The sequence below is a fragment of the Pseudomonas mandelii genome, from assembly GCF_024138395.1.
Taxonomy (GTDB): Bacteria; Pseudomonadota; Gammaproteobacteria; order Pseudomonadales; family Pseudomonadaceae; genus Aquipseudomonas; species Aquipseudomonas mandelii_E.
This window is the reverse complement of record NZ_JAMYDU010000005.1, coordinates 297,864-324,686: the sequence shown is the minus strand read 5'-3', so window position 1 is coordinate 324,686 and position 26,823 is coordinate 297,864. Positions and strand designations below refer to the sequence as shown.

Annotated in this window: 23 protein-coding genes; 17 read left to right on the top strand and 6 right to left on the bottom strand. The window is 59.7% G+C overall.

What is annotated here, in order from left to right; genetic code table 11:
- Positions 1-223: 223 nt before the first annotated feature.
- The 4 genes from NHU87_RS11995 to NHU87_RS11980 are packed head-to-tail and all read right to left on the bottom strand — an operon-like array spanning position 224 to position 3,785.
- Positions 224-1,090, bottom strand: a complete 867-nt coding sequence (locus tag NHU87_RS11995) for a ChaN family lipoprotein (RefSeq protein WP_253548505.1) — start codon at positions 1,088-1,090, stop codon at positions 224-226.
- A gap of 21 nt (positions 1,091-1,111) precedes the next feature.
- The gene (locus NHU87_RS11990; protein WP_253548503.1) at positions 1,112-1,879 is read right to left on the bottom strand and encodes a heme ABC transporter ATP-binding protein; all 768 of its coding nucleotides are present in this window, start codon (positions 1,877-1,879) and stop codon (positions 1,112-1,114) included.
- A complete protein-coding gene (locus tag NHU87_RS11985; RefSeq protein WP_253548541.1) occupies positions 1,879-2,862 on the bottom strand; it encodes a FecCD family ABC transporter permease in 984 nt (327 codons plus the stop codon). Before NHU87_RS11985 ends, NHU87_RS11990 begins: the two co-directional genes overlap by 1 nt.
- A 50-nt stretch (positions 2,863-2,912) precedes the next feature.
- Positions 2,913-3,785: a heme/hemin ABC transporter substrate-binding protein gene (locus tag NHU87_RS11980; protein WP_253548501.1), complete on the bottom strand. Its 873-nt coding sequence runs from the start codon at positions 3,783-3,785 to the stop codon at positions 2,913-2,915.
- 160 nt (positions 3,786-3,945) lie between these two features.
- Between NHU87_RS11980 and NHU87_RS11975 the strand changes: the two genes are divergently transcribed.
- Positions 3,946-4,263 carry a Rieske (2Fe-2S) protein gene (locus tag NHU87_RS11975; RefSeq protein WP_253548499.1) on the top strand — a complete coding sequence of 106 codons (318 nt, stop codon included), beginning with the start codon at positions 3,946-3,948 and terminating at the stop codon, positions 4,261-4,263.
- Here the strand turns inward: NHU87_RS11975 and sfsA are convergent.
- Together sfsA and NHU87_RS11965 are read right to left on the bottom strand one after the other, a co-directional pair.
- Complete coding sequence (sfsA, locus tag NHU87_RS11970) at positions 4,260-4,967, bottom strand: DNA/RNA nuclease SfsA (protein WP_253548497.1); 708 nt, start codon at positions 4,965-4,967, stop codon at positions 4,260-4,262. The two genes, NHU87_RS11975 and sfsA, sit on opposite strands and share 4 nt — an antisense overlap.
- Complete coding sequence (locus tag NHU87_RS11965; protein WP_253548495.1) at positions 4,967-6,139, bottom strand: pyridoxal phosphate-dependent aminotransferase; 1,173 nt, start codon at positions 6,137-6,139, stop codon at positions 4,967-4,969. The genes sfsA and NHU87_RS11965 overlap by 1 nt, the downstream gene beginning before the upstream one ends.
- 334 nt (positions 6,140-6,473) lie before the next feature.
- Here NHU87_RS11965 and dksA point away from each other — a divergent pair, with 334 nt between their 5' ends.
- The 16 genes from dksA (at position 6,474) to NHU87_RS11885 (ending at position 26,630) form a co-directional block, all read left to right on the top strand.
- Positions 6,474-6,917 (top strand): RNA polymerase-binding protein DksA, encoded by a 444-nt coding sequence (gene dksA, locus NHU87_RS11960; protein WP_030130357.1) that lies wholly within the window; start codon positions 6,474-6,476, stop codon positions 6,915-6,917.
- A gap of 206 nt (positions 6,918-7,123) precedes the next feature.
- Positions 7,124-8,020, top strand: coding sequence for a tRNA glutamyl-Q(34) synthetase GluQRS (gene gluQRS / locus NHU87_RS11955; protein ID WP_253548539.1), 897 nt, complete (start codon positions 7,124-7,126; stop codon positions 8,018-8,020).
- Positions 8,021-8,095: 75 nt separating this feature from the next.
- Entirely contained in the window at positions 8,096-8,272 is a 177-nt protein-coding gene (locus NHU87_RS11950; RefSeq protein ID WP_003176118.1) for a hypothetical protein, read from the top strand.
- Positions 8,256-11,210 (top strand): sensor histidine kinase, encoded by a 2,955-nt coding sequence (locus NHU87_RS11945; RefSeq protein WP_253548493.1) that lies wholly within the window; start codon positions 8,256-8,258, stop codon positions 11,208-11,210. The genes NHU87_RS11950 and NHU87_RS11945 overlap by 17 nt, the downstream gene beginning before the upstream one ends.
- 22 nt (positions 11,211-11,232) lie before the next feature.
- A complete protein-coding gene (locus NHU87_RS11940) occupies positions 11,233-12,669 on the top strand; it encodes a sigma-54-dependent transcriptional regulator (protein WP_253548491.1) in 1,437 nt (478 codons plus the stop codon).
- A 454-nt stretch (positions 12,670-13,123) separates the two neighbouring features.
- Complete coding sequence (locus NHU87_RS11935) at positions 13,124-13,495, top strand: hypothetical protein (protein WP_253548489.1); 372 nt, start codon at positions 13,124-13,126, stop codon at positions 13,493-13,495.
- 64 nt (positions 13,496-13,559) lie between these two features.
- Positions 13,560-14,960: a polynucleotide adenylyltransferase PcnB gene (locus NHU87_RS11930; RefSeq protein WP_253548487.1), complete on the top strand. Its 1,401-nt coding sequence runs from the start codon at positions 13,560-13,562 to the stop codon at positions 14,958-14,960.
- 3 nt (positions 14,961-14,963) lie between these two features.
- Positions 14,964-15,449, top strand: a complete 486-nt coding sequence (folK, locus tag NHU87_RS11925; RefSeq protein WP_253548485.1) for a 2-amino-4-hydroxy-6-hydroxymethyldihydropteridine diphosphokinase — start codon at positions 14,964-14,966, stop codon at positions 15,447-15,449.
- A gap of 376 nt (positions 15,450-15,825) precedes the next feature.
- Positions 15,826-16,626 (top strand): 3-methyl-2-oxobutanoate hydroxymethyltransferase, encoded by an 801-nt coding sequence (gene panB / locus NHU87_RS11920; RefSeq protein WP_253548483.1) that lies wholly within the window; start codon positions 15,826-15,828, stop codon positions 16,624-16,626.
- Complete coding sequence (gene panC / locus NHU87_RS11915; RefSeq protein ID WP_253548482.1) at positions 16,623-17,483, top strand: pantoate--beta-alanine ligase; 861 nt, start codon at positions 16,623-16,625, stop codon at positions 17,481-17,483. Before panB ends, panC begins: the two co-directional genes overlap by 4 nt.
- Positions 17,484-17,676: 193 nt before the next feature.
- Positions 17,677-18,057 (top strand): aspartate 1-decarboxylase, encoded by a 381-nt coding sequence (panD, locus tag NHU87_RS11910; protein ID WP_008153310.1) that lies wholly within the window; start codon positions 17,677-17,679, stop codon positions 18,055-18,057.
- Positions 18,058-18,287: 230 nt separating this feature from the next.
- On the top strand, positions 18,288-19,952 hold the full coding sequence (gene pgi / locus NHU87_RS11905; protein ID WP_253548479.1) for a glucose-6-phosphate isomerase: 1,665 nt from the start codon (positions 18,288-18,290) through the stop codon (positions 19,950-19,952).
- Between the two features lie 187 nt (positions 19,953-20,139).
- Positions 20,140-22,077, top strand: a complete 1,938-nt coding sequence (gene acs, locus NHU87_RS11900) for an acetate--CoA ligase (RefSeq protein ID WP_253548477.1) — start codon at positions 20,140-20,142, stop codon at positions 22,075-22,077.
- A gap of 191 nt (positions 22,078-22,268) precedes the next feature.
- Complete coding sequence (locus NHU87_RS11895) at positions 22,269-23,285, top strand: class I SAM-dependent rRNA methyltransferase (RefSeq protein ID WP_253548475.1); 1,017 nt, start codon at positions 22,269-22,271, stop codon at positions 23,283-23,285.
- A 61-nt stretch (positions 23,286-23,346) separates the two neighbouring features.
- The gene (locus NHU87_RS11890; protein ID WP_253548474.1) at positions 23,347-26,334 is read left to right on the top strand and encodes a DUF748 domain-containing protein; all 2,988 of its coding nucleotides are present in this window, start codon (positions 23,347-23,349) and stop codon (positions 26,332-26,334) included.
- Positions 26,334-26,630, top strand: coding sequence for a DUF2845 domain-containing protein (locus NHU87_RS11885; protein WP_253548472.1), 297 nt, complete (start codon positions 26,334-26,336; stop codon positions 26,628-26,630). Before NHU87_RS11890 ends, NHU87_RS11885 begins: the two co-directional genes overlap by 1 nt.
- Positions 26,631-26,823 lie beyond the last annotated feature (193 nt).

The following is a 26,823-nucleotide window of genomic DNA, read 5'->3' as shown; positions in this document are numbered from 1 at the left end:
GGGACCTTCAACACGGGAACTAGTGAAATTCGCAGAAACTAAAAATCAGCGGTTGACTTGGTAATGAGAATCGCTATGATTATCACAACTGGTCGCGAGACTGGTCGATATTCTGAAAAGCCCTTGGTTCGGACTCTCGGATTATCTCCTCATCAGGCTAATCACGGTTATTTGACCCGGCTCTTGCCGGGTCTTTTTTTGCCTGTGGAAAACTCGCCAGGTTTTACTGCCCTGACTGCTTGCCGAACTGTTTACGCATTTGCGCGCAGTAATCCTGCGGCGGCGTGGCGGGCGTATACCAGACGTAATCGGCCATGGCCGGCGTGACCTCGGCGCCCTGCTCCGCCAACATCAATACGGTTGGCGCCTCGTGCTCACCCAAGTCCTGTACATGGATCGGCACCCCAACATCCTTGCGCGCGTGGTATGCGCCGGCAAACAACAGTGAAGGCGCAGGTGCGGTCAGTAATCGCCCGGCCATCCGCCGGTCACGTTGCTGCTGGACAGTCAGCATCGCGGGCATTTGCGAGGTGGGCAGCAAGCCGCAATGGGAATCGCTGATTTGTGCCAGTAACGTCTCCCTTACCATCGGGGCGTTGGAGCGCGAACCGCTCAATGTCGGCAGCTTGGCATAGACAGTACGGACTTCAAGCGTGTCCAGATTGGCCGCCAGCAACGGGTACGGCTGAGTCAGGGCAAAACCAACGATCGGCCCGTACAGATTCCAGTCCCAACCCGGTTGCCAAGCCAATGCATTGGGCAAGTCCGCCGGTAGCGGTGAAGACTGCCGAACATGATCGACGCGCACTTGTTGATCCGGCGTGAGCATTTCCAGCAGCAAGCTGCCTTGGGGCCGCTGCTCATTCAGTGCCTGCAATAACCACAATTGCAGTTGATGGTGATCACGATTGTCATGCTGCTCGCCGATGACTAACCGCGAAGGCTTGGCTAACCGTGCAAGCAGTTCCTGCGCCGTCAGGGTCTGACCGCTGCGCAGGTCCCGGATCTCGCCGCTGACGGGTGGCGGCACCACCGACACATGCTGACAGGCACTCAGTAACAGCACAGCCAGGATCACCATCACACGCATGTTCTCACCTCGATGAAATGCTCAGCGGGCGATGATCAGCGGATGCCCACGCTCCGGGTGCGGCTGCACCAGTACTTCCAGCCCGAACACGGCCTTGAGCGGTTCCGGGCGCAGCACCTGCTCCGGCGTATCCAGCGCCACGGGACGCCCACCTTCGAGCAGTAATAGTCGATCACAATAGCGTGCCGCCAGGTTCAGATCATGCAGGATCACCAGCACCGCGGCGCCACGATCGGCGAATTCGCGCACCGCTTGCAGAGTAGTGTGTTGGTGCAGCGGGTCGAGCATCGAGGTCGGTTCATCGAGCAACAATGTTTGCCCCACCTCCCCCGGCCAGAGTTGCGCCAGCACCCGCGCCAGATGCACCCGCTGACGCTCACCGCCAGACAATGCCAGATAGCTGCGACCACTCAGGTGCTGCGCATCGGCCGCGTGCAGCGCGGCGGCGATGATCTCGTCATCCCGAACCCGGCCGCTTTGATGAGGCAAACGCCCCATGCCGACCACTTCTTCGACACGAAAGGCAAAGTCCAGGGTCGACACCTGCGGCAACACCGCCAAACGCTGGGCTCGCTGCGCCCCGGCCCAATGACTCAGTTCGCGCTCATCGAGCCAGACACTGCCGTGGTCCGCCTCCAATTCACCGCACAGGGCGCCAAGCAATGTGCTTTTACCGGCACCGTTGGGACCCAGCACGCCGAGGACTTCGCCCGGTTTGAGTTCAAGGGTGATGTCCGTGAGAACAATCTTTCGACCGCGCCGGATTTGCAGGTTCTGCGTTCGCAACATCAGGCGCGCCCTCTGAGCAGTAGATACAGGAAGAACGGTGCGCCAATGAAAGCCGTGACGATCCCGATCGGCAGCTCGGCCGGCGCCAGGGCCAGTCGCGCCACCAGATCGGCAAACAATAAGAGACTGGCGCCCGCCAATACCGACGCCGGCAACAGCACCCGATGATCGGGGCCGGCCAGCAATCGCACCAGATGCGGCACCACCAGACCGACAAACCCGATCATTCCCGCCGCCGCGACCGCCGCACCGACACCCAGCGCCGTGCAGAACACCAGTTCGCGCTTGAGGCTTTCGACGTCGATGCCCAGATGGCCGGCCTCCGACTCCCCCAGCAACAGTGCATTCAAGGCCTTGGCCCTACGCGGCAACCACAGCGCCACACCGGTGCTCACCAGCAGCAACGGCCAAAGTCGCGAATAACTGGCGCCGTTAAGGCTGCCCAGGTTCCAGAACGTCAAGGTGCGCAGGGTCGCGTCATCCGCCAGATAGGTGAATAACCCTACCGCCGAGCCGGCCAGGGCAGTCAATGCAATACCGGCCAGCAGCATGGTGGCGACGTTGGTCTGGCCATTGCGCCGCCCCAGTCGATAGACCAGCGCCGTCACACCCAGCCCGCCGAGAAACGCGCACACCGACAATAGATAAGGCCCGAAGGATTCAGGCAGACCGCCGAACACCGAACCGCCGACAATCGCGATGGCGGCGCCCAATGCCGCGCCACTGGAGACCCCCACCAATCCCGGATCGGCCAGAGGATTGCGAAACAAGCCCTGCATTGCCACGCCGGACAGCGCCAAAACGCCACCCACCGCCAAGCCGAGCAAGGTTCGCGGTAAGCGAATCTGCCCGAGGATCAACTCGGCCTGCTCCAACCCGTCAGGCGCGATTGGCAAACCAATCAGCCGCAACGCCGCGCGCAATGTGTCGAACAACGGCAGACTCACCGGTCCCAGCGCCAGCGACAACCAGATCGCCAGCAAACACAGCAGGCTCAGGCCAATGAATAATGCACGGGGTTTAACCAGAAAAGTCATTGGCCGGTCGTACCGGGATAGAACTCGTCAGACAGCCTGGTCAAGCTTTCCGGCAACCTTGGCCCCAGTCCACCCACCAACAACGTCGGGTCCAGTTCCATGACTCGCCCGTCCTTGGCTGCGCGGGTGGACGAGAGGATCGGATTCTCCTTGAACAACGCCGCGCGCGCCGCATCGCCCGTCAGCGCACGGTCGGCAAACACCAGTACTTCGGGATTGAGACTGGCCAGGGACTCTACGGAAAACGGTTTGTAGCCAGTATGGGTTGCCAGATTTTGGCCACCGGCCTGTTGCAGCAACCAATCGGCGGCAGTGTCTTTACCGGCAATCAACGGTTTACCACCCGCATGCCCCAACAGCAGCAATACGCCCGGTGCTTTGTGTTTGAGTTGCGCCAGACTGACCCGGGCTTGTTGCTGATCTAGCTGCTGTTGATAAGTCTGGAACACTTGCGAAGCCCGATCTTCAGCCCCCAGCAATTTGCCCAGATGCTGCAAGTTGCCCTGCAATGTCGGCAAATCTGGCTGGGCCGAGAACAGTTCGACCTGAACGCCCGCGCTGCGAATCTGTGAAAGCACCGGTGGCGGCCCCATCTCTTCGGTGCCCACCAGGATCTGCGGACGCAGACTCAGAATGCCTTCTGCCGAGAGTTGCCGTTGATAGCCGATGCTTGGCAGTGCCTTCAGCGATTCGGGGTGCTGACTGGTGGTATCGACACCCACCAGTTTCGACTCACCGCCCAATACGCTGACCCACTCCGACAAGGCACCACCGGCACTGACCCAACGTTGCGGTAACTCGGCTGCCATGGCCTGGTGACTGACGAGCAGGCCAACACAGAGCGCAGCAACGCGGGTACTCAGGCGCATAAACAGCTTCCTTTAAAGGTTTTCCCAGGCATCGAGTGGACAGGCCAAGTATCCTCGGCATCCGGCAATCGCCCTGTGGGTGAACGGCCATTTGATAATTGTTTGCATTTGAACGTCAAGCTCGGACATATCTGGTCACGAGCGAGACTTGAGGATAGACATGAAGTTTCTTTGCACAGGCGCCGAATTGGCTGACGCGAGCAGTCGCGGTTTCGACGTCGACGGTCAGAAACTCCTGGCCGTGCGCCGGGCCGGCCGGGTGTATGTGTATGAAAATCGCTGCCCGCATCGGGGCGTCGGACTGGAATGGAAACCCGACCAATTTCTCGACCCCAGCAACAGCCTGATCCAGTGCGCCACCCACGGCGCACTGTTTCTGATCGAAGACGGCGAATGCGTCGCCGGGCCGTGCGCCGGGCAATCCTTGAACACCATCCCCTGCCGCGAAGACGAGCAAGGGATCTGGGTCACGCTCTAAAGCAGCACTTCCAGCCGCCGATCGACCACCATCTCTTCGTGGGTCAAGTGCACGCCATACGCCAGCACTTCGACCCCACACGCCACCGCTTCGCGCAACGCCGCCGCGTAGGCCGAATCGATTTCGTCAGCAGGGCGCACGGAGTCGATGCCGGTCAGGTTCACGCAATACAGCTGCACGGCACGAATCCCGTCCCGGGCCAAATGCGCCAACTCCCGCAAATGCTTGGCCCCGCGCTGGGTCACCGCGTCGGGAAACGCCGCCACCAACGAGCCATCGAAGCCCAGGGTGACGCTTTTGACTTCCACATACGCAGGCCCGCTCGGGTAATCGAGACGGAAATCGATGCGACTGCTTTCCTGACCGTAGGCCACTTCGCGCTTCAGTTCGGTAAAGCCGTTCAGCTCGATGATGACATTGGCCCGTAAGGCCTCCTCGATCAAACCGTTGGCGCGCCCGGTGTTTACGCAGAACAGCCGCCCCTGAGGGGTTTCCCCGACTTCCCAAGTGCCGGGCAATTTGCGCTTGGGGTCGTTGGAACGGCTGAACCAGACCTGCCCGCCTTCGACTTGGCAATTAAGCATCGAACCGGTGTTAGGACAGTGAATGGTCAGCAACTCGCCGCTAACGGTCTCGATATCGGCAAGAAAACGTTTGTAGCGACGAATCAAGCGACCTTCTTCGAGGGGAGGATGAAAAAGCATCAGCCTTGCCAGCTCTTCAAACCACGAGCGATGCGCTCAACCGCTTCCTGCAAGCGTGGAAGACTCTGGGTGTAGGCAAACCGCACATGATGCCCGGCCTGATAACGCCCGAAGTCCGGGCCCGGCGTGATCGCAACGTGCTCGGTTTCGAGAAAATGCCGGCAGAACGCGAAGGCATCGCCGCCGAACTTGCTGATATCGGCATACAAATAGAACGCGCCTTCCGGCTCCACGGCGATACCGAAGCCCAACTCCCGCAGGGCGGGCAACAGGAAATCACGACGTCGGCCGAACTCGGCGCGGCGCTCCTCGAAAATTTGGATGGTGGCGGGTTCGAAGCAAGCCAATGCGGCGTGCTGGGCCATGCTCGGCGCGCTGATGTATAGGTTTTGGGCAAGTTTTTCCAGCTCACCGACCGCCGCCTCAGGCGCTACCAGCCAACCGAGGCGCCAGCCGGTCATGCCGAAATACTTGGAAAAACTATTGAGGACGAAGGCGCTGTCATCGACTTCCAGCACGCTGGCCGCATCCGTGCCGTAAGTCAGGCCATGGTAGATCTCGTCGACCACTAAATGGCCATGGCGGGCCTTGATCGCTGCAGAGAGCCCGGCCAGTTCGTCGCGGGTCAGGATGGTCCCGGTCGGGTTGGCCGGCGATGCCACCAGGGCGCCGACGCTGTCGTGATCCCAGTGACGCGCGACCAGGTCCGGGGTCAGTTGATAACGCACGTCCGGACCGACAGGAACAAGCTGCGCCGCGCCTTCCACCAGCCGCAGGAAGTGCCGGTTGCACGGGTAACCCGGGTCTGCCAACAGCCAATGCTTGCCTGGATCCACCAGCAGGGCAGTGGCCAACAGCAACGCGCCTGAACCGCCGGGCGTGATGAGGATGCGATGCGGATCGATGTTCAGCCCATAACGCTGCTGATAAAAGCCCGAAATGGCCTCACGCAGCTCGGGAAGACCGCGAGCGGCCGTGTAACGGGTTTTCCCCGCCGTCAGCGCAGCCTGGCCGGCCTGGATGATCGGCTCGGCGGTGGTGAAGTCCGGCTCGCCGATTTCCAGGTGAATCACGTCGTGGCCAGCCGCTTGCAGCTCATTGGCCCGCGCCAGCAGCGCCATGACATGAAACGGTTCGATAGCGCGACTGCGCGCACTGTAGGACAGAGCCATTAGCCTTCCTTACAACGGGGAAAAGAATCGATTCTACTCAAGCGCAGGAACGAGCGAGAGCCTAAAGCGGTCAGAGCCCATATAACGCTGCTCTCAAACGATTCAAGCGTATGCTCCAGGTTTGACTAAAATCAATAATTGATCAGGTCTCCAGAGCCACCAGGCAAGGCTTTGCAATCTTTTGCAAGGCCCATGGGCCGCGGGCTCGACATCCGGGAGTAGCGCGGCCCGATTTGATCTGGTAAGTTCGCCCGCTTGCAGCCGCAGGGCCGGCAGGTGTCGGTGATGGAGCAATCCTGCGCAATGGATTACAAGAGTAGAGGCGGTCCATTTCATGCCCACCCAAGCAAAGCAACAGCAGAACCAGTCGATCAGCGGCTTCGAACCCTACAAAGAAGTGAAGGGCGAAGAGTACATGGGCAAGCCCATGCGCGCTCACTTCACCAAGATCCTGAACAAGTGGAAACAGGACTTGATGCAGGAAGTCGACCGTACTGTTGATCACATGAAAGACGAAGCGGCCAACTTCCCGGACCCGGCAGACCGTGCCAGTCAGGAAGAGGAATTCAGCCTCGAATTGCGCGCCCGCGACCGCGAGCGCAAGTTGATCAAGAAAATCGACAAAACCCTGCAATTGATCGAAGACGAAGAATACGGCTGGTGCGAATCCTGTGGCGTCGAAATCGGCGTCAAGCGACTGGAAGCCCGCCCTACCGCCGACATGTGCGTTGACTGCAAGACCCTGGCGGAAATCAAGGAAAAGCAAGTCGGCAAGTAATTTTTGCGACTTGAACGAAGAACGGAGCGTGCGAACGCTCCGTTTTTTGTTTCTGATATTGCTGATTTGTTGCGTATTTAAAATCGCCTTCGCGAGCAAGCTTCGCTCCTACAAAGGCTGGCGCAATTTCCTGTAGGAGCGAAGCTTGCTCGCGAAGGCGGCTTCAAGCCTTGCCCAAAATGATTGAACAGCCTGACATCGCCCTTATGACCGCCATCGCCTCCCCCACCTACATCGGACGTTTCGCTCCTACGCCCAGTGGCCACTTGCACTTCGGTTCGCTAGTCGCAGCGCTGGCCTCCTACCTCGACGCCCGCTCGGTCGGCGGCCGCTGGCTGGTGCGCATGGAAGATCTCGATCCGCCACGGGAAGAGCCTGGCGCTCAGGCGGCGATTCTCAAAGCGTTGGAAAGTTACGGTTTCGAGTGGGATGGCGACATGGTCCGACAGAGCGACCGGCACGCTGCCTATGACGAAGTCATCAATCGTCTGTTCAATCAGGGCCTGGCCTACGCTTGTACCTGTTCACGCAAGCAATTGGAGCCCTATCACGGCATCTATCCCGGGTTCTGCCGCAACGCGGGGCACGGCACCGAGAACGCGGCGATTCGCCTGCGGGTACCGGAACTGGAATACCACTTCATCGATCGGGTGCAGGGCGAGTTCCGTCAACATCTGGGCCGGGAGGTTGGAGATTTCGTGATCCGCCGCCGCGACGGGCTCTACGCCTATCAATTGGCGGTGGTGCTGGACGATGCCTGGCAAGGCATCACCGATATCGTGCGCGGCGCCGATTTGCTGGACTCCACGCCGCGCCAGCTCTATCTGCAAGAACTGCTGGGCCTGCCGCAACCGCGCTACCTGCACATCCCGCTGATTACCCAGCCGGACGGCCACAAACTGGGCAAATCCTATCGCTCGCCGCCGCTGGATGAAGATCAGGCCACGCCGCTATTACTGCGCGCATTACGGGCGCTGGGGCACAAACCTGCGACCGAACTGAATGACGCCACGCCACGGGAAGTGCTGAACTGGGGCATTGCCCACTGGGATGCATCGCTGATCCCGCGCACACTGACGTTGCCCGAAGCGCAACTGCAGTGATGCCTTGCAGTGGCGCGCCCATCCGTTACCATCGCCGCACGTTTTCGGGCACGCGCATAAAAAAGAGAGGCCGGGATGTACATCTATCGCTTGGTCCTGCTCCTGGTAGTGGGGATTTATCTGTTCTCCCCGGCCATCATGGATTGGTGGATCGACGCCACGGGCGCCTGGTATCGCCCTTATTTGCTCTGGCTGATTCTGATTGTCGTGACCTTCATCCTGCAGAGCCAAAAAGATGCCGATGAGCTTTAGCCTGACCCAGATGATCCTGATCAGCGCCGCGTACCTGGCTGTGCTGTTCGGTGTGGCCTGGATCAGCGAACGGGGCATGATCCCCCGGGCGATCATTCGCCACCCGCTGACGTACACCCTGTCGCTGGGCGTCTACGCCAGTGCCTGGGCGTTTTACGGCACGGTGGGCCTGGCCTATCAGTACGGTTACGGATTTCTGTCCAGCTACCTCGGGGTTTCCGGAGCGTTTCTGCTGGCCCCGGTGCTTTTGTACCCGATCCTGAAAATCACCCGCACTTATCAGCTCTCGTCCCTGGCCGACTTGTTCGCGTTTCGTTTCCGCAGCACCTGGGCCGGCGCCCTGACGACCATTTTCATGCTGATCGGCGTGTTGCCGTTGCTGGCGTTGCAGATTCAGGCGGTGGCCGACTCCATCAGCATCCTCACCCGCGAGCCGGTGCAGCATCGCGTGGCCCTGAGCTTCTGCGCACTGATTACGCTGTTCACGATTTTCTTCGGCTCACGCCACATTGCTACCCGCGAGAAACACGAAGGGCTGGTGTTTGCGATTGCCTTCGAGTCGGTGATCAAACTGATCGCGATTGGCGGCGTCGGTCTGTATGCGCTGTATGGCGTGTTCGATGGCCCGCAACAGCTGGAACTGTGGCTGCTGCAAAACCAGACCGCCCTCGCCGCCCTGCACACGCCATTGCAGGAAGGCCCGTGGCGCACGCTGCTGCTGGTGTTCTTTGCCTCGGCGATCGTGATGCCGCACATGTACCACATGACCTTTACCGAAAACCTCAACCCGCGCTCGCTGGTCAGTGCGAGCTGGGGTTTACCGTTGTTTCTGCTGTTGATGAGCCTCGCAGTGCCGCTGATTCTCTGGGCCGGGCTGAAACTCGGCGCCACGACCAATCCGGAATATTTCACCCTGGGCATCGGCATCGCCGCCAACAGCAAAGCCTTGGCGCTATTGGCGTATATCGGCGGATTGTCGGCGGCCAGCGGCCTGATCATCGTCACCACGCTGGCGTTGTCCGGGATGGCGCTGAACCATCTGGTGCTGCCGCTCTATCAGCCGCCGGCCGAAGGCAATATTTACCGTTGGCTGAAATGGACCCGCCGGGCGCTGATCGTCGCGATCATCATGGCCGGTTACGGTTTTTACCTGATGCTGGGCGCAGAGCAAGACTTGGCCAACCTCGGCATCGTCGCCTTCGTCGCCACGTTGCAGTTCCTGCCGGGGGTGTTGTCGGTGTTGTACTGGCCGACCGCCAACCGTCGCGGCTTCATTGCAGGCCTGCTGGCGGGAATTCTGGTGTGGCTGGTGACCATGCTGCTGCCGCTGGTCGGCAATCTGCAAGGCTTCTACATTCCACTGTTGAACATGATTTACGTGCTGGACGACACCAGTTGGCACATGGCAGCAATTGCCTCACTGGCCGCCAACGTGCTGATGTTTACGCTGATCTCATTGTTCACCAACGCCAGCCCCGAAGAGGCCAGCGCCGCCGAAGCCTGCGCGGTGGACAACGTTCGCCGCCCGCAACGCCGCGAACTGCATGCCGCCTCCCCCCAGGAATTTGCCACACAGCTTGCAAAACCATTGGGCGCCAAGGCTGCGCAGAAAGAAGTGGAACAGGCGCTGCGTGACCTCTACCTGCCGTTCGATGAACGCCGGCCATACGCCTTGCGCCGTCTGCGTGATCGTATCGAAGCCAACCTCTCCGGCCTGATGGGGCCGAGCGTGGCGCAAGACATGGTCGAAACCTTCCTGCCCTACAAGGCTGGCGGCGAAAACTACGTCACCGAAGACATCCACTTCATCGAAAGCCGCCTTGAGGACTACCACTCACGCCTCACTGGTCTTGCCGCCGAACTCGATGCCCTGCGCCGCTACCACCGCCAGACCTTGCAGGAATTGCCGATGGGCGTGTGCTCGCTGGCCAAGGACCAGGAAATCCTCATGTGGAACAAAGCCATGGAGGAACTGACCGGGATTGCCGCGCAGCGTGTGGTCGGTTCGCGCCTGAGCACCATTGCCGACCCGTGGAGAGAATTGCTGCAAGGCTTCATCAATCTGCCGGATGAGCATTTGCACAAACAGCACTTGGCCCTCGACGGCCAGACTCGCTGGCTGAACCTGCACAAAGCGGCGATTGATGAACCGTTGGCGCCGGGTAACAGCGGCCTGGTGCTGCTGGTGGAAGACTTGACCGAAACCCAGATGCTCGAAGACAAACTGGTGCACTCCGAGCGCCTGGCCAGCATTGGCCGACTGGCGGCCGGCGTGGCCCATGAAATCGGCAACCCGATCACCGGTATTGCCTGTCTCGCGCAAAACTTGCGCGAAGAGCGCGAGGAAGACGCCGAACTCACGGAAATCAGCGGGCAGATCCTCGAGCAGACCAAACGCGTGTCACGCATCGTTCAGTCGCTGATGAGCTTCGCCCATGCCGGCAGTTATCAGCACACTGACGAGCCCGTCTGTCTGGCGGAAGTGGCCCAGGATGCCATCGGCCTGCTGGCCTTGAACCGGCGCAATTTCGAAGTACAGTTCTACAACCTGTGCGACCCCGATCACTGGGTCGAAGGCGACCCGCAGCGGCTCGCCCAGGTATTGATCAACCTGCTCTCAAACGCCCGCGACGCCTCACCTGCGGGCAGTGCGGTGCGCGTTAAAAGCGAAGCCGGCGAACACACGGTCGATCTGATCGTCGAAGACGAAGGCAGTGGTATTCCCTCGAGCATCATGGACCGACTGTTCGAACCTTTCTTCACCACCAAGGATCCTGGCGAAGGCACCGGTCTGGGCCTTGCACTGGTCTATTCCATCGTTGAAGAGCATTATGGACAAATCACCATCGACAGCCCGGCTGATGTTCAAAGCCAACGCGGCACCCGTATCCGGGTGACTTTGCCGCGTCATGTCGAAGCGACGTCCGCTGTGAACTGAGACCGTCGAGAGTATCGAATCAATGCCGCACATTTTGATCGTCGAAGACGAAACAATTATCCGCTCCGCCTTGCGCCGTCTGCTGGAACGTAACCAGTACCAGGTCAGCGAAGCCGGATCCGTGCAGGAAGCACAAGAGCGTTTCAGCATCCCCACATTTGACCTGATCGTCAGCGACCTGCGTCTTCCGGGCGCACCTGGTACTGAGTTGATCAAACTTGGCCAGGGCACTCCGGTGCTGATCATGACCAGTTACGCCAGCCTGCGTTCGGCCGTCGATTCAATGAAGATGGGCGCGGTGGATTACATCGCCAAGCCTTTCGATCACGACGAAATGCTTCAGGCCGTCGCGCGAATCCTGCGTGACCGGCAATCGGCGCAAGCCAGCGGTGAACCGGTCGTCGGTAAAACGAGCAATGGCGCTGCGAAAAACGGTGTCGACAACAGCAACGGCGAAATCGGCATTATCGGCTCGTGTCCGCCGATGCAGGACCTGTACAGCAAGATCCGTAAAGTCGCGCCGACCGATTCCAACGTTCTGATCCAGGGCGAATCCGGTACCGGTAAAGAACTGGTTGCACGCGCCCTGCATAACCTGTCCAAACGCGCCAAGGCGCCGATGATTTCGGTGAACTGCGCGGCCATTCCGGAAAGCCTGATCGAGTCCGAACTGTTCGGCCACGAAAAAGGCGCGTTTACCGGCGCCAGTGCCGGGCGTGCCGGGTTGGTGGAAGCAGCGGACGGCGGCACCTTGTTTCTCGATGAAATCGGCGAACTGCCACTGGAAGCCCAGGCCCGCCTGTTGCGTGTGTTGCAGGAAGGCGAAATCCGCCGGGTCGGTTCGGTGCAGTCGCAGAAGGTCGATGTACGCCTGATTGCCGCGACGCACCGAGACCTCAAGAGCCTGGCGAAGATTGGTCAGTTCCGTGAAGACTTGTATTACCGTCTTCACGTAATCGCCCTGAAACTGCCGGCCTTGCGTGAGCGCGGCGCGGACGTCAATGAAATCGCCACGGCATTCCTCGCGCGGCAGAGCGCACGGATTGGCCGTACCGATCTGAAATTCGCCACCGATGCCGAACAGGCGATTCGGCATTATTCCTGGCCGGGGAACGTTCGCGAGCTGGAAAACGCGGTCGAACGCGCGGTGATCCTGTGCGAAAGCCCGGAGATTTCCGCAGAGCTGCTGGGCATCGACATCGAACTGAGCGATCTGGATGACGACGACTTCATCGGTCTGGCGCCCCAGCAGGGCAACGGCGCCGGTAACACCAGCCACGAACCGACCGAAGATTTGTCCCTGGAAGACTACTTCCAGCACTTCGTTCTCGAGCATCAAGACCACATGACCGAGACCGAACTGGCCCGCAAACTCGGGGTCAGTCGCAAATGCCTGTGGGAACGCCGTCAGCGCCTGGGCATTCCGCGGCGCAAAACCGGGGTGGCGAGCGAGAGCTGAACCACCGCTGTCGGATGTGCGGGTAACACATGAGATTGTGAAAAAACTGTTACCTCAGCTTTTTCACGTAACAGAAGCCGGGGCTTACGGTAACGAAGCCCCGGTTTTTTTGGGCCCCGAAAAACATCATTAGCCCGCCTAACCCCTTGTTTTACTGGGCTTCACAAAAGTTGGCACGCACCCTGCTATATGTTTGGTACAAGAACAATAACAAGCAATGTACAAGACAATAAAAATAAGACGTATCGACTCACGCACAATAAAAACAAGACGGCGAGAGGCGTAGCTAACTGATTCTTTTGGAGAGGCGTTGCATTTGGGGCTTGCCCCACGACCAGGCCGAGAACAATAAAAAACTGTCTCAAGACAGTGCCTGAACTGGTTGGATCGAAGGATCACAGCAACACAGCGACCAAAGCAATCCGTTTGCTCTTGGCTCCCGATTGGGAGGGTCATGAAGGAAAACTTCATGGCGAGGGCGCTCAACAAAAACAAGAAGCCCGAAACCAATAATAAAAATAGAGCACGCAACTACTTCTTGGGGAGCTTCGGCTCCCCTTGTGGTTTCTGGCGTTTAGCCTTTGTAACAGCTACTGCGTTCGGTGTTGTAGCAGCTGTCGAGCAGCGCGAGGCTGCGTTCGGCTGCGAAGCAGTCGTAAATGCTAAAAGCAGTTTTCTTCTGACACTCCGTAGTCTCTGGGTTTACGACGGCTTCGCCGCCGAACGCTGCCTCGCGCTGCTCGACAGCTGCTACAGATCGCGTCCGCCAGACATCCCCTTCAAGCGCTTGCGCAGCTTCCTACACCATCCCCCGACTAAATGCTAGAATCCCCGCCCATCATGCGGTCATTCTTCGTTATGGCCGAACATTCCTTCAAACAGTGCATCCCATGCTGAAGAAGTTGTTCCAGTCATTCCGTTCTCCCAAGCGTCATACGCAACACATTCGCAGTACGCCTGAAGTGCTTAACAGCGGCCAACATTCGCTGCAAAAGGCACAGTTCAGCCGTTACGCGGTGAATATCGTCGAACGCCTGCAGAACGCCGGTTACCAGGCTTACCTGGTCGGCGGCTGCGTGCGTGACATGCTGCTCGGCATCACGCCGAAAGATTTCGACGTCGCCACCAGCGCCACGCCTGAACAGGTACGCGCCGAATTCCGTAACGCGCGGATCATCGGTCGGCGTTTCAAACTGGTGCATATTCACTTTGGCCGCGAAATCATTGAAGTCGCGACCTTCCGCGCCAATCACCCGCAAAACGACGAAGACGAAGACAGCAACCAATCGTCTCGTAATGAAAGCGGGCGCATTCTGCGCGACAACGTCTACGGCACCCTGGAAGAAGATGCGCAACGCCGCGACTTCACCATCAACGCCTTGTATTACGATCCGGTCAGCGAACGCATTCTCGACTACGCCAACGGCGTACACGACATCCGCAATCATCTGATCCGCCTGATCGGCGATCCGAAGCAACGCTACCAGGAAGACCCGGTGCGGATGCTGCGGGCCGTGCGTTTCGCCGCCAAACTGAATTTCGGCATCGAAAAACACAGCGCCACGCCTATCCGCGAACTGGCGCCGTTGCTGCGCGAGATCCCGTCGGCTCGTCTGTTCGAAGAAGTGCTCAAGCTGTTCCTCTCCGGCCATGCCGCGGACACCTTCGAAATGCTGGTCGACCTGCAGCTGTTTGATCCGCTGTTCCCGGCCAGTGCGACAGCGTTGGAATACAACCCGACCTACACGCACACGCTGATCAGTGAAGCGCTGATCAATACGGACCTGCGAATCAAGCAGAACAAACCGGTCACCCCGGCGTTCCTGTTTGCCGCCCTGCTCTGGCCTGCCCTGCCGGCCCGTGTGTTGCGCCTGCAAGAACGCGGCATGCCGCCGATTCCGGCGATGCAGGAAGCCGCTCACGAGTTGATCGCCGAACAGTGCCAGCGCATCGCCATTCCGAAACGCTTCACCATGCCGATCCGCGAGATCTGGGACATGCAGGAGCGCCTGCCACGGCGCAGCGGCAAACGCGCCGACCTGTTGCTGGACAACCCGCGGTTCCGCGCCGGTTACGATTTCCTGTTGCTGCGCGAAAGCGCCGGTGAGCAGACCGATGGCCTGGGCGAATGGTGGACCGACTATCAGGACGCCAACGACAGCGAACGACGGGACATGATCCGCGACCTCAGCGGGAAGGACGAAGGTACTGGCGCTCCACGCAAACGTCGCCGCAGCGGCGGTGCCAAGCGCAAACGCGCTGCCGGCGCACCGAGCGCTACAGGCGAATAAGCCATGGAACGCATCTACATCGGCATGGGCAGCAATCTGGCTGACCCCGCCGAACAGTTGCGCAGCGCTGTCGAAGCGCTGGCGCAATTGCCGCAGACCGAACTGGTCGGGGTTTCCGGGTTTTATCAAAGCGACTCGCTGCTGCCCGGCCAACCACGCTATACCAACGCGGTCGCTGCGCTCGACAGCAGTCTCGCGCCGCTGAACCTGCTTGATGCGCTGCAAGCCATCGAGAACGGCCAAGGCCGCGAGCGTCTTGAACGCTGGGGCCCGCGCACGCTGGATCTGGACATTGTGCTGTTCGGCGATCGACTGATTGATGAACCTCGTCTCAAAGTCCCCCACTATCACCTGCAGGAACGGGCCTTTGTGCTCTATCCGCTGGCGGAGTTGGCACCGGCTGATTTGCGCCTGGCCGATGGCCGCACCCTCCCAGCATTGCTCGCCGCCTGCCCGTTCGTCGGGTTGGAACGCCTCTCCCCGAATTGACAAAAACCCCTGTGGGAGCGAGCTTGCCCGCGATGGCGGACTATCAGTCAACATTGATGTTGAATGTAAAGTCGCTATCGCGGGCAAGCCCGCTCCCACAGGGGTTTTTGTCGTATCAAAGATTTGCAGCAGCAAAAACCTGCTGAATCGCATCAGTTACCCCGGTAACACCCCACACGTAACAATGCGGTAACACACACAATTGACTTCCCGGGTTCTCCTCACGACTATAGGCGTCCCGCTGCCGCCAACGCGGCGCTAAAGGGCGCAATCCAGGCCTTACAAGCACCACGAAAGAAGGTGCGCCTGTATAAATGACGAATCACGCGCGTTACTCGCAGTAGTTTCCATAGCGCCTGTAATGAGGATTTTTTTCATGCCAGCCATCACCCTGACCACGCTCCAGAGCCTCAAGCAGAAAGGTGAAAAGATCACCATGCTGACCTGCTATGACGCGACCTTCGCCCATGCCTGTAATGAGGCCGGGGTTGAAGTGCTGCTGGTGGGCGACTCACTCGGCATGGTCTTGCAAGGTCACGACAGCACCCTGCCGGTGACCACCGCTGAAATGGCCTACCACGTGGCAGCCGTCAAACGCGGCAACGCCGATGCCCTGATCCTCGCCGACCTGCCCTTCATGGCCTATGCCACCAACGAACAAGCCATGATCAACAGCGCCCTGTTGATGCAGGCCGGTGCGCACATGGTCAAGGTTGAAGGCGCATTGTGGCTCGCGGACTCGATCCGTCTGCTGGCCGAACGTGGCATCCCGGTGTGCGCGCACATGGGGCTGACACCGCAATCGGTCAACATCCTCGGCGGCTATAAAGTCCAGGGCCGCAACGAGAACCAGGCGCGGCAAATGCGTGCCGACGCCATCTCCCTGGAACAGGCCGGCGCGGCCATGCTGCTGCTCGAATGCGTGCCCAGCGAACTGGCCGAAGAAATTACCCAAGCGGTGAAGATCCCGGTGATCGGCATCGGCGCAGGCAGCGGCACCGACGGCCAGGTGCTGGTCCTGCACGACATGCTGGGCCTGTCCATTACCGGCCGCGTGCCAAAATTCGTGAAGAACTTCATGACTGGCCAAACCAGCATTCAAACCGCCTTGAGCGCTTACGTCGCTGAAGTCAAAGCGGCGACTTTCCCTGGCATCGAACACGGATTCTCTGCATGAACACCGTAAAAACCGTACGCGAACTGCGGGCCGCCGTGGCCCGTGCCCGTGGCGAAGGCAAGCGCATCGGCTTCGTGCCGACCATGGGCAACCTGCACAGCGGGCATATCGCGCTGATTACCAAAGCCACCCAACGGGTGGATTTCGTGGTCGCGAGCATTTTCGTCAACCCGCTGCAGTTCGGCGCCGGCGAAGACCTCGACAAGTACCCACGGACCCTGGCCGCCGATCAGGAGAAACTGCTCCAGGCCGGTTGCCATCTGTTGTTCGCACCGAGCGTCGAAGAAATGTACCCCGACGGCATGGCCGGTCAGACCCGCGTCAGCGTTCCGCAACTGTCCGAGGGCCTGTGCGGCGCCAGCCGTCCGGGGCATTTCGAAGGGGTGGCGACGGTAGTCAGCAAGCTGTTCAACATGGTCCAGCCGGACTTGGCGATCTTCGGCCAGAAAGACTTCCAGCAACTGGCAGTGATTCGCGCCCTGGTGCATGACCTGAACATGCCGATCCAGATCATCGGCGAACCCACCGTACGTGCCGCCGACGGTCTGGCGCTGTCGTCGCGCAATGGTTTCCTCAGCGAAGAACAGCGGGCCGTCGCGCCAGTGGTCTATCGCACCCTGACCCATATTGCCGATGCAATTAAACAGGGCGAGCGGGATTACCCGACCTTGATCAATGAGCAGATCAAACAGCTTGAAGCCGCTGGCCTGCGTGCCGATTATCTGGAAATTCGCCATGCGCTGACCTTGCGTCCGGCGACAGCGGAAGATCGGGATCTGGTGATTCTGGTGGCGGCGTTCCTGGGCACGACTCGGTTGATCGACAACCTGCATCTGAATCTCGACGCGCCAGCATAAACACCACCAAACCCTGTGGGAGCGGGCTTGCCCGCGATAGCGATTTAGCTCGACAGAGATGTTGACTGTCAGTACGCCATCGCGGGCAAGCCCGCTCCCACAGTGGTCCTGCGTCAATTTCCACATCGTATTGCCGCCCTTCATGCCTTCGGGCAAACTGCCCGCCGTTCGATTCCGACCTGGGGAAACACTCATGCACGCCATCATGCTCAAGGCCAAGCTGCATCGCGCCGAAGTCACCCATGCTGTACTCGATTACGAAGGCTCCTGCGCCATCGACGGCGAATGGCTGGACCTGTCCGGCATCCGTGAGTACGAACAGATCCAGATCTACAACATCGACAACGGCGAACGCTTCACCACCTACGCGATTCGTGGCGAAGAAGGTTCGCGCATGATTTCGGTCAACGGTGCCGCGGCGCACAAGGCCAAGGTCGGCGACCGCGTGATCATCTGTGCTTACGCTCATTACAGCGAAGCCGAGCTACTCAACTTCAAGCCGCGCATGCTCTACATGGCGCCGGGTAACGAGCTGAGCCACACCAGCAATGCCATTCCGGTTCAGGTCGCCTGATCGAGCCGCCCCCCTGCCAACCTTCCGTTTGTCGGACCGCTCCCTGCTTAAATGTTAAAAAAGTACCGGGAGCAGGTCAGACAAAGTCAAGACAGATTGCAGCGCGAGGTTTACTGTATTCGCCCTGCGCCATGAAATCGTGTCGACGCAGTTGACCGGACGCCCACCCACAGCGCTCCGGGATTTTTAGTGTTCAAAAGGCCGTTCAAGTAAAAAGGAAAACCGCAGCGATGGCGTACTACCGCACTCCCCACGACGTTACCGCTCTGCCCGCCTGGCAAGCGCTGAATGACCACCGCCAAGCCATGCAGGATTTCAGCATGCGCGAAGCCTTTAATGCCGATCCGCAGCGCTTTACTCAATTCACCCTCAGCAGCTGCGGCCTGTTTCTCGACTACTCGAAAAACCTGATCAACGCCGAGACCCGCAACCTGCTGGTGGGCCTGGCCAACGAAGTCGACCTCCAGGGCGCGATCAAAGCGCTGTTCGATGGCGAAATCGTCAACTCTTCCGAAGGCCGTCCCGCCCTGCACACCGCACTGCGCCGCCCGGTGGGCGACAAGCTGTCGGTCAACGGCGTCAACGTGATGCCCGATGTGCACAAGGTGCTGAACCAGATCACCGACCTCGTGGGCCGCATCCACGATGGTCTGTGGCGCGGTTACACCGAGAAGCCGATCACTGACGTGGTGAACATCGGCATCGGTGGCTCGTTCCTCGGCCCTGAGCTGGTGTCCGAAGCGCTGCTGTCCTACGCCCAGAAAGGCGTGCGCTGCCATTATCTGGCGAACATCGACGGCAGTGAATTCCACGAACTGACCATGAAGCTGCGCGCCGAGACCACGCTGTTCATCGTCTCGTCGAAATCCTTCAACACCCTCGAAACCCTGAAAAACGCCCAGGCCGCACGTGCCTGGTACCTGGCTCAGGGTGGTTCGGAAGCCGAGCTGTACCGTCACTTCATCGCCGTTTCCAGCAACAATGCGGCAGCGGTAGCGTTCGGTATTCGCGAAGAAAATATCTTCCCGATGTGGGACTGGGTTGGCGGGCGTTACTCGCTGTGGTCGGCTATCGGTTTGCCGATTGCATTGGCCATCGGCATGTCGAACTTCAAGGAACTGCTGTCCGGTGCCTACACCATGGACCAGCACTTCCAGAGCGCGCCATTCGACCAGAACATGCCGGTGCTGCTGGCGTTGCTCGGTGTCTGGTATGGCAACTTCTGGGGCGCGCAAAGCCACGCGATCCTGCCGTACGACCACTACCTGCGCAACATCACCAAACATTTGCAACAGCTGGACATGGAATCCAACGGCAAGAGCGTGCGCCAGGACGGCACGCCAGTGTCCACCGATACCGGCCCGGTGATCTGGGGCGGCGTCGGCTGCAACGGTCAGCATGCTTATCACCAGTTGCTGCACCAAGGCACCCAGCTGATTCCGGCCGACTTTATCGTGCCGATCGTCAGCTTCAACCCGGTGTCCGACCACCACCAGTGGCTGTACGCCAACTGCCTGTCGCAAAGCCAGGCACTGATGCTGGGCAAGACCCGCGCCGAGGCCGAGGCCGAGTTGCGTGACAAGGGCATGAGCGAAGATGAAGTGCAGAAGCTGGCGGCACACAAGGTGATCCCGGGCAACCGTCCGAGCAACACCCTGGTGGTCGAACGCATCAGCCCGCGTCGTCTTGGCGCACTGGTGGCGCTGTACGAACACAAAGTCTTCGTGCAAAGCGTGGTCTGGGGCATCAACGCCTTCGACCAGTGGGGCGTGGAGCTGGGTAAAGAGCTGGGCAAAGGCGTCTACAACCGCCTGGTCGGCAGCGAAGAAACCCCGGCCGACGATGCCTCCACCCAAGGCTTGATCAACTACTTCCGCGGTCGTCATCGCGGATGATCTGACGTCAGTCCTGTAGGAGCGAAGCTTGCTCGCGAAGAACGATGACTCGGTGTATTTGATACACCGAGGCGCCTGCTTCGCGAGCAAGCTCTGCTCCTACAGGTTTGTGTGTGTTTTCGGTATTGAACCCTTTCCCCACTCGGCGCATCTTTATTACTTGTCGTAACAAGAATAAGGAACCGTCATGTTCGATATCAGCACGTTCCCCAAAGCCGATGCCGTCCGCCGGGCTGCACAGTTAAGTCAAGACGACTACCAACGCCTGTACCGCCAATCCATCGAGCATCCCAGCACCTTCTGGGCCGAACAGGCCACACGCTTTCTCGACTGGAGCGCGCCGTGGCAAACCGTCCAGCGTTACGACCTGAAAACCGGTGAGGCAAGCTGGTTCGCTGGTGGACAGTTAAACGTCAGTTACAACTGCATCGACCGTCACCTGGAAAAGCGCGGCGATCAAATCGCGATTATCTGGGAAGGCGATGACCCCGCTGAATCCGCCCAGATCACCTACAAAAAACTCCATCACAACGTCTGTCGACTGGCCAACGTGCTCAAAAGCCGTGGCGTGAAGAAAGGCGACCGCGTGTGCATCTACATGCCGATGATCCCCGAAGCCGCCTACGCCATGCTCGCCTGTGCGCGGATCGGCGCGATTCATTCGGTGGTGTTCGGTGGATTTTCCCCGGACTCGCTGCGTGACCGGATCCTTGACGCCGATTGCCGCACCGTGATCACAGCCGACGAAGGCGTGCGCGGCGGTAAATTCGTACCGCTCAAACAGAACGTCGACACGGCGCTGCAAAGCTGCCCTGACGTGAACACTGTGATCGTGGTTGAGCGCACCCAAAACCAGGTCAACTGGGTCGATGATCGGGACATCTGGTACCACCAGGCTTTGCGCGATGTCGATGACGATTGCCCGGCGGAGCCGATGGATGCCGAAGATCCGCTGTTCATCCTCTACACCTCCGGTAGCACCGGTAAACCCAAAGGCGTGCTGCACACCACCGGCGGCTACTTGCTGCAAGCAGCCATGACGTTCAAGTACGTACTCGATTATCGCGACGGTGAAGTTTTCTGGTGCACCGCCGATGTCGGTTGGGTCACCGGCCACAGCTACATCGTCTACGGGCCGCTGGCCAACGGGGCGACCACGCTGATCTTCGAAGGCGTGCCGAGCTACCCCAGCACTTCGCGCTTCTGGCAGGTGATCGACAAGCATCATGTGAATATCTTCTACACCGCTCCAACCGCCCTGCGCGCGCTGATGCGTGAAGGCCCCGAGCCGTTGAAGGAAACGTCCCGCGAGAGCCTGCGATTACTCGGCACCGTCGGCGAACCCATCAACCCGGAAGCCTGGGAGTGGTATTTCAATACGGTCGGCGAGCAGCGCTGCCCGATTGTCGATACCTGGTGGCAGACCGAAACTGGCGGCATCATGCTCAGCCCGCTGGTCAGCACTCAACGGATCAAACCCGGTTGCGCCACCCAACCGATGTTCGGTGTGCAACCGGTATTGCTCGACGAACAGGGCAAGGAAATCAAAGGCGCTGGCAGCGGCATACTGGCCATCAAGTCCAGCTGGCCGGCACAGATCCGCAGCGTCTACGGCGATCCGAAACGAATGATCGAAACCTACTTCAAGCCCTACCCCGGCTATTACTTCACCGGCGACGGCGCACGTCGCGACGAGGACGGCGACTACTGGATCACCGGGCGCATCGATGATGTGATCAACGTCTCCGGGCACCGCATCGGCACGGCCGAAGTGGAAAGCGCGCTGGTGCTGCATGACAGCATTGCCGAGGCCGCCGTGGTCGGCTACCCCCACGACGTCAAAGGCCAAGGCATCTACGCCTTCGTCACGCCCATGAACGGTGTCGAACCTGACGACGAATTGAAGAAAGAACTCTTGGCTTACGTCAGCAAGGAAATCGGCAGCTTCGCCAAACCGGACTTGATCCAATGGGCTCCGGCCCTGCCGAAAACCCGTTCGGGCAAGATCATGCGACGAATTCTGCGCAAGATTGCCTGCAACGAACTGGACAGCCTGGGCGACACCTCCACCCTCGCCGACCCGAGCGTGGTGCAGGGGCTGATCGATCAACGCCTGAACCAATGAGCCCATGTTGTGCATTGGCCATCACCTCCTGTAGGAGCGAGGCTTACCCGCGAAAGCGGCGTGTCAGGCGACATTGATGTTGACTGTGCCGCCGTCTTCGCGGGCAAGCCTCGCTCCTACAGGTACAGGTTCTTCATCGTCCAAGCTGTTAAACTCCCGCGCCCCCAATTCCCTCCTGCAAGGCGCTCAGCATGTCTTCCTTGAATCAGGCGCTGCGCGCCGCCCTCGATCATCGTCAGGACCTGCTTGCCGAGCTGCATCAGCAAGGCACCGATTGCTATCGCCTGTTCCACGGCAGCCAGGAAGGCGCTGGCGGCCTGACCGTCGACCGCTATGGTCCGCAACTGTTGGTGCAGAGTTTTCATCAGGCGCTGGAGCGTGACGCCCTGCTGCAACTGCACGAGTTCGTCAATCAGCAGCTGGGCCTCGACACCCTGCTGGTCTACAACGACCGTTCCCGTGGCAACTCGCGCATCGACCGCGAAGACACCGTCTACCGCGCCGACGAAGCCGCCCTGCAAGATCTGGTCGGCCACGAATGGGGACTGAACTACCGGGTTCGCGGGCGCCACGCTGGCCAGGACCCGTTGCTGTTCCTCGATCTGCGCAACGCTCGCGGCTGGGTCAAGGCGCACAGCAAGAACAAAAGTGTGCTGAACCTGTTTGCCTATACCTGTGGCGTCGGCCTCAGCGCCGCGGCGGGTGGTGCGAGCGAGGTGTGCAACCTGGACTTTGCCGAAGGCAATCTGGCTGTCGGCCGCGAGAACGGTCTGCTCAACCCGCAATTGCCGACGATGGAATTCATCCAGTCCGATTATTTCCCGGCGATTCGTCAATTGGCCGGTCTGCCGATCAGCCAGCGTCGCGGGCAGAAACTGCCGAGCTATCAACGCCTGGAGCCGCGTCAGTACGATCTGGTGCTGCTTGATCCTCCGGCCTGGGCCAAGAGTGCTTTCGGCACGGTCGACTTGTTGCGCGACTATCAAAGCCTGCTCAAACCGGCACTGCTGACCACCGCCGACAATGGCGTGCTGATCTGCTGCAACAACCTGGCGAAAGTCAGCATGGATGATTGGCGCGAGCAGGTTTTGCGCTGCGCAGAGAAGGCCGGGCGCCCGGTGCGTGAGTGGAGCGTGCTGACGCCGGGCAGCGATTTCCCATCGATGGATCAACAGCCGCCGCTGAAAACGCTGATCCTGCAGCTCTGAAAGTCCACGCCGATAATCAGATAAATCCTATAAAGCGTGGTTGCTTCGGAACCGCAAACGCATGCCATACTCCAAGGCACTCCGATTCCGACAAATGAAGCCGCACATGCCCAAAGGATTGATTCGCGCTATCGGCGCCTTGTTGACTGCCCTGGCTCTTTATAGCCTGCTGGGGTTTCTGATTTTGCCGGGCATCGCGTTGCGAATCGCCAATCAACAATTGGCCAACTACGCCACGACGCCCGCCACGATTTCGCGGATCGAACTCAACCCGTTCAGCCTTGAAGTCACCCTTTGGGGCCTGGTCATCGGCGAGCCGGGCAAAGAGCAAGTGGGCTTCGAACGTCTGTACGCCAACCTGCAGATCGATAGCCTCTGGACCAAAGCGCTGCACCTGTCCGATATCGAACTGGACAAACCCAAGACCGAAATCCTCTTCGGCAAGGACGGCAAACTCAACCTGCTCGGCCTGTTCAAAATCCCTGCCAGCGAACCGACTCCGGTCGATCCGGACGCCAAACCATTCCCGCTGCGCGTGGAGCGGATCAAACTGGCCGGCGGCTCCGTCCATCTCGAGGATGCACGGCCCAGCGAACCCATCGAATTTCTCTACGACAAACTCGATTTCGAACTGAAAAACCTCAGCACCCTGCCCGAAGACAGCGCCGACATGACGTTGGTGGCCGTCGGGCCGGCAGGTGGACAGATCGACTGGACCGGCAACTTCAGCCTGATCCCGATTGCCTCCGAAGGTAAGCTGAAAATCACTGACGGCAAGATGAAATCCTTTTGGCCCTACGTACGCGATGCTGTGCCACTCGCACTCGAAGATGGCGTCATCAGCCTCAGCACCGACTACAAACTCAATCTGGCCAAGGAAACCGAACTGCTGCTGAGCAACGTTGCCGTCAGCGTCGCGCCATTCGCCATCAAGACTGCGGACGGTCGACCGCTGGCGAAGCTCGAACGGCTGGACATCAGCGAAACCACTGTAGACCTGGCCAAACAGCAAGTGGTGGTCGGCAAGATCCGCAGCCAGAAACTGGAAACCTGGGCCGCCCTCGAAGCCGATGGGCAACTCGATTGGCAAAAACTGTTCGCCAGTCAGCCGTCCAAGGCGGCCGCCAAAGCCAATGCCGAGCCAGCCACCGCGCCGGCAGCAGCCGATTCGCCGCAGCCTGAACCGGCCGCGCCGAGCAAGCCTTGGCAGGTGCTGCTCAAAGACGTGCAATTGCGCAATTACCAAGTGCACCTGGCCGACCGCAAGGCACAACCGGAGGTGGCGCTGGAGCTGGGCCCACTGAACCTGGACCTGCAAAATTTCGACAGTCTCAATGGCTCACCTTTCAACCTCAAGCTCGACACCGGCGTGGGCAAGCAAGGCAAGATCACCGCGGATGGCGTGGTCAATCTGGCCCCGATCAGCGCCAGACTGAACGTGCAGACCAAGGACATCGACCTGCGCGTCGCCCAGTCCTACATCAACCCGTTCATTCGTCTCGAACTGCGCAGCGGCATGCTGGGCAGTGATCTGGCGGTCGACCTGAAAAGCACCGAACCGCTGGCATTCAATGTTACCGGCCGCGCCCAGGTCGATCAGCTGCATACCCTCGACACTCTGAAAACCCGCGACTTCCTCAAGTGGCAACAGTTGGTGCTCGAAGGCCTGAACTATCAGCATGGCGACAGCCTGTCGATCGACAAGGTCAACCTGTTCCAGCCCTATGCGCGCTTCATGATCAACGATGATCGCACCACCAACATCGATGACCTGCTGATCCCGCAACCGGCCGATTCCGGCGCCACAACCGCCGCGGCGAAACCGGCTGCCGGGAAAGAAAAACCCTTGGGCATCCACATTGGCGGCATCGCCATCAATGATGGTTCGGCTAATTTCGCCGACTTCAGCCTGACCCCGAACTTCGCCACGGCCGCTCAACAGCTCAACGGGAAGATCGGCACCATCGACAGCCGCCGGGCAAAACCGGCCAGTGTCGACATCAAAGGCAAAGTCGACCGCTATGCGCCGGTGACTATCAAGGGTTCGGTCAACCCGTTCGACCCGATGGCCAGCCTGGACATCGCCACCAGTTTCAAGCGGGTGGAACTGACTACCCTGACGCCCTACTCCGGCAAGTTCGCCGGTTATCGTATCCGCAAGGGCCGGCTCAATCTCGACCTGCATTACAAAATCACCAACGGCCAGCTCCTGGCCGAAAACAAAGTGGTGGTCGAGCAGTTGCAACTGGGTGAAAAGGTCGACAGCCCGGACGCGGTGAGCCTGCCGCTGAAGTTAGCGATTGCCTTGCTCAAGGATGTCGATGGCAAGATTTCCATCGAGCTGCCGGTGAGCGGCGACCTGAACAACCCGCAATTCAGCGTTATGCCTATTGTCTGGCAGACCTTGCGCAATCTGATCGTGAAAGCAGCTGCAGCGCCCTTCAAAATGATTGGCGGTCTGGTCAGCGGTGGTGGCTCTGAAGATTTGGGCACCGTGGCGTTCGCACCGGGTTCAACTGACCTGAGCAAAGAGGCCGAAGCAGCGCTGGTCAAACTGTCCCAAGCGCTCAAGGAACGTCCGGCCCTGCGCCTGGAAATCGAAGGCACCGCCGCCAAGAGCAGCGATGGCCCGCTGATCGCCGAGCAACGCCTGGAGCGGGAATACCAGTACAACTACTACAAAATGCTCCAGCGCCGCGGTGACAAAGTACCGGCGCAGGCCTCGTTGCTGGAAGTGCCGGACAACGAAAAAGGGCCGCTGCTGGAAGGGATCTACCGCACACGCCTCAAGACCCAGCCGCCGGCCGAATGGAAGGATCTGGGCAAGGAAGAACGCAGCAAAAAAATGCGTGAAGGTGTGATCGCGTTCTGGAGTTCCAGCGAGGTGCTGTTGCGTCAATTGGGGCAAGAACGGGCCAGTAGCATCAAGGATTATCTGGTGGACAAGGGTCAGTTGGCCGATGACCGCGTGTACTTCATCGACGCCAGCCTCGGTGAGGCAGAAAGCGATGGCCGCGTTATCACGCCCATGCATCTGGATGCCGAGTGATGGGCACGCGCTGGCTTCTGAGCCTGGCGCTGATGCTGATTGCCGGCCAGGCAGCGGCGGCCGATACCTTGCGCTGCGGCAGCCAATTGATCAGCGTCGGGGACAGGGCCGGCGAAGTGCTGCAAAAATGCGGAGAGCCCGTTGCCCGCGACTTGCTGGGCTATAAGCGCAGCGCCAATCGACGGGAAGAATTTCCGGTCGAGGAATGGACCTACGGGCCCAACAGCGGGATGTACCAGTACCTGCGCTTTGAAGGAAACCGGTTGGTTCGAATCACCAGCAAGCGCGGCAATTAAAGAAGAACAAAAGATCGCAGCCTTCGGCAGCTCCTACAGGTGTACTCATTCCCATGTGGAGCTGCCGAAGGCTGCGATCTTTTGATCTTTCTTTTGATCTTTATTCCCCACAATAGAACAGGCCCCGACACGAATGCCGGGGCCTGTAATGGCCACATCCTTGTGGCCTTTCGCATGAACGCTCAAGTTGCGG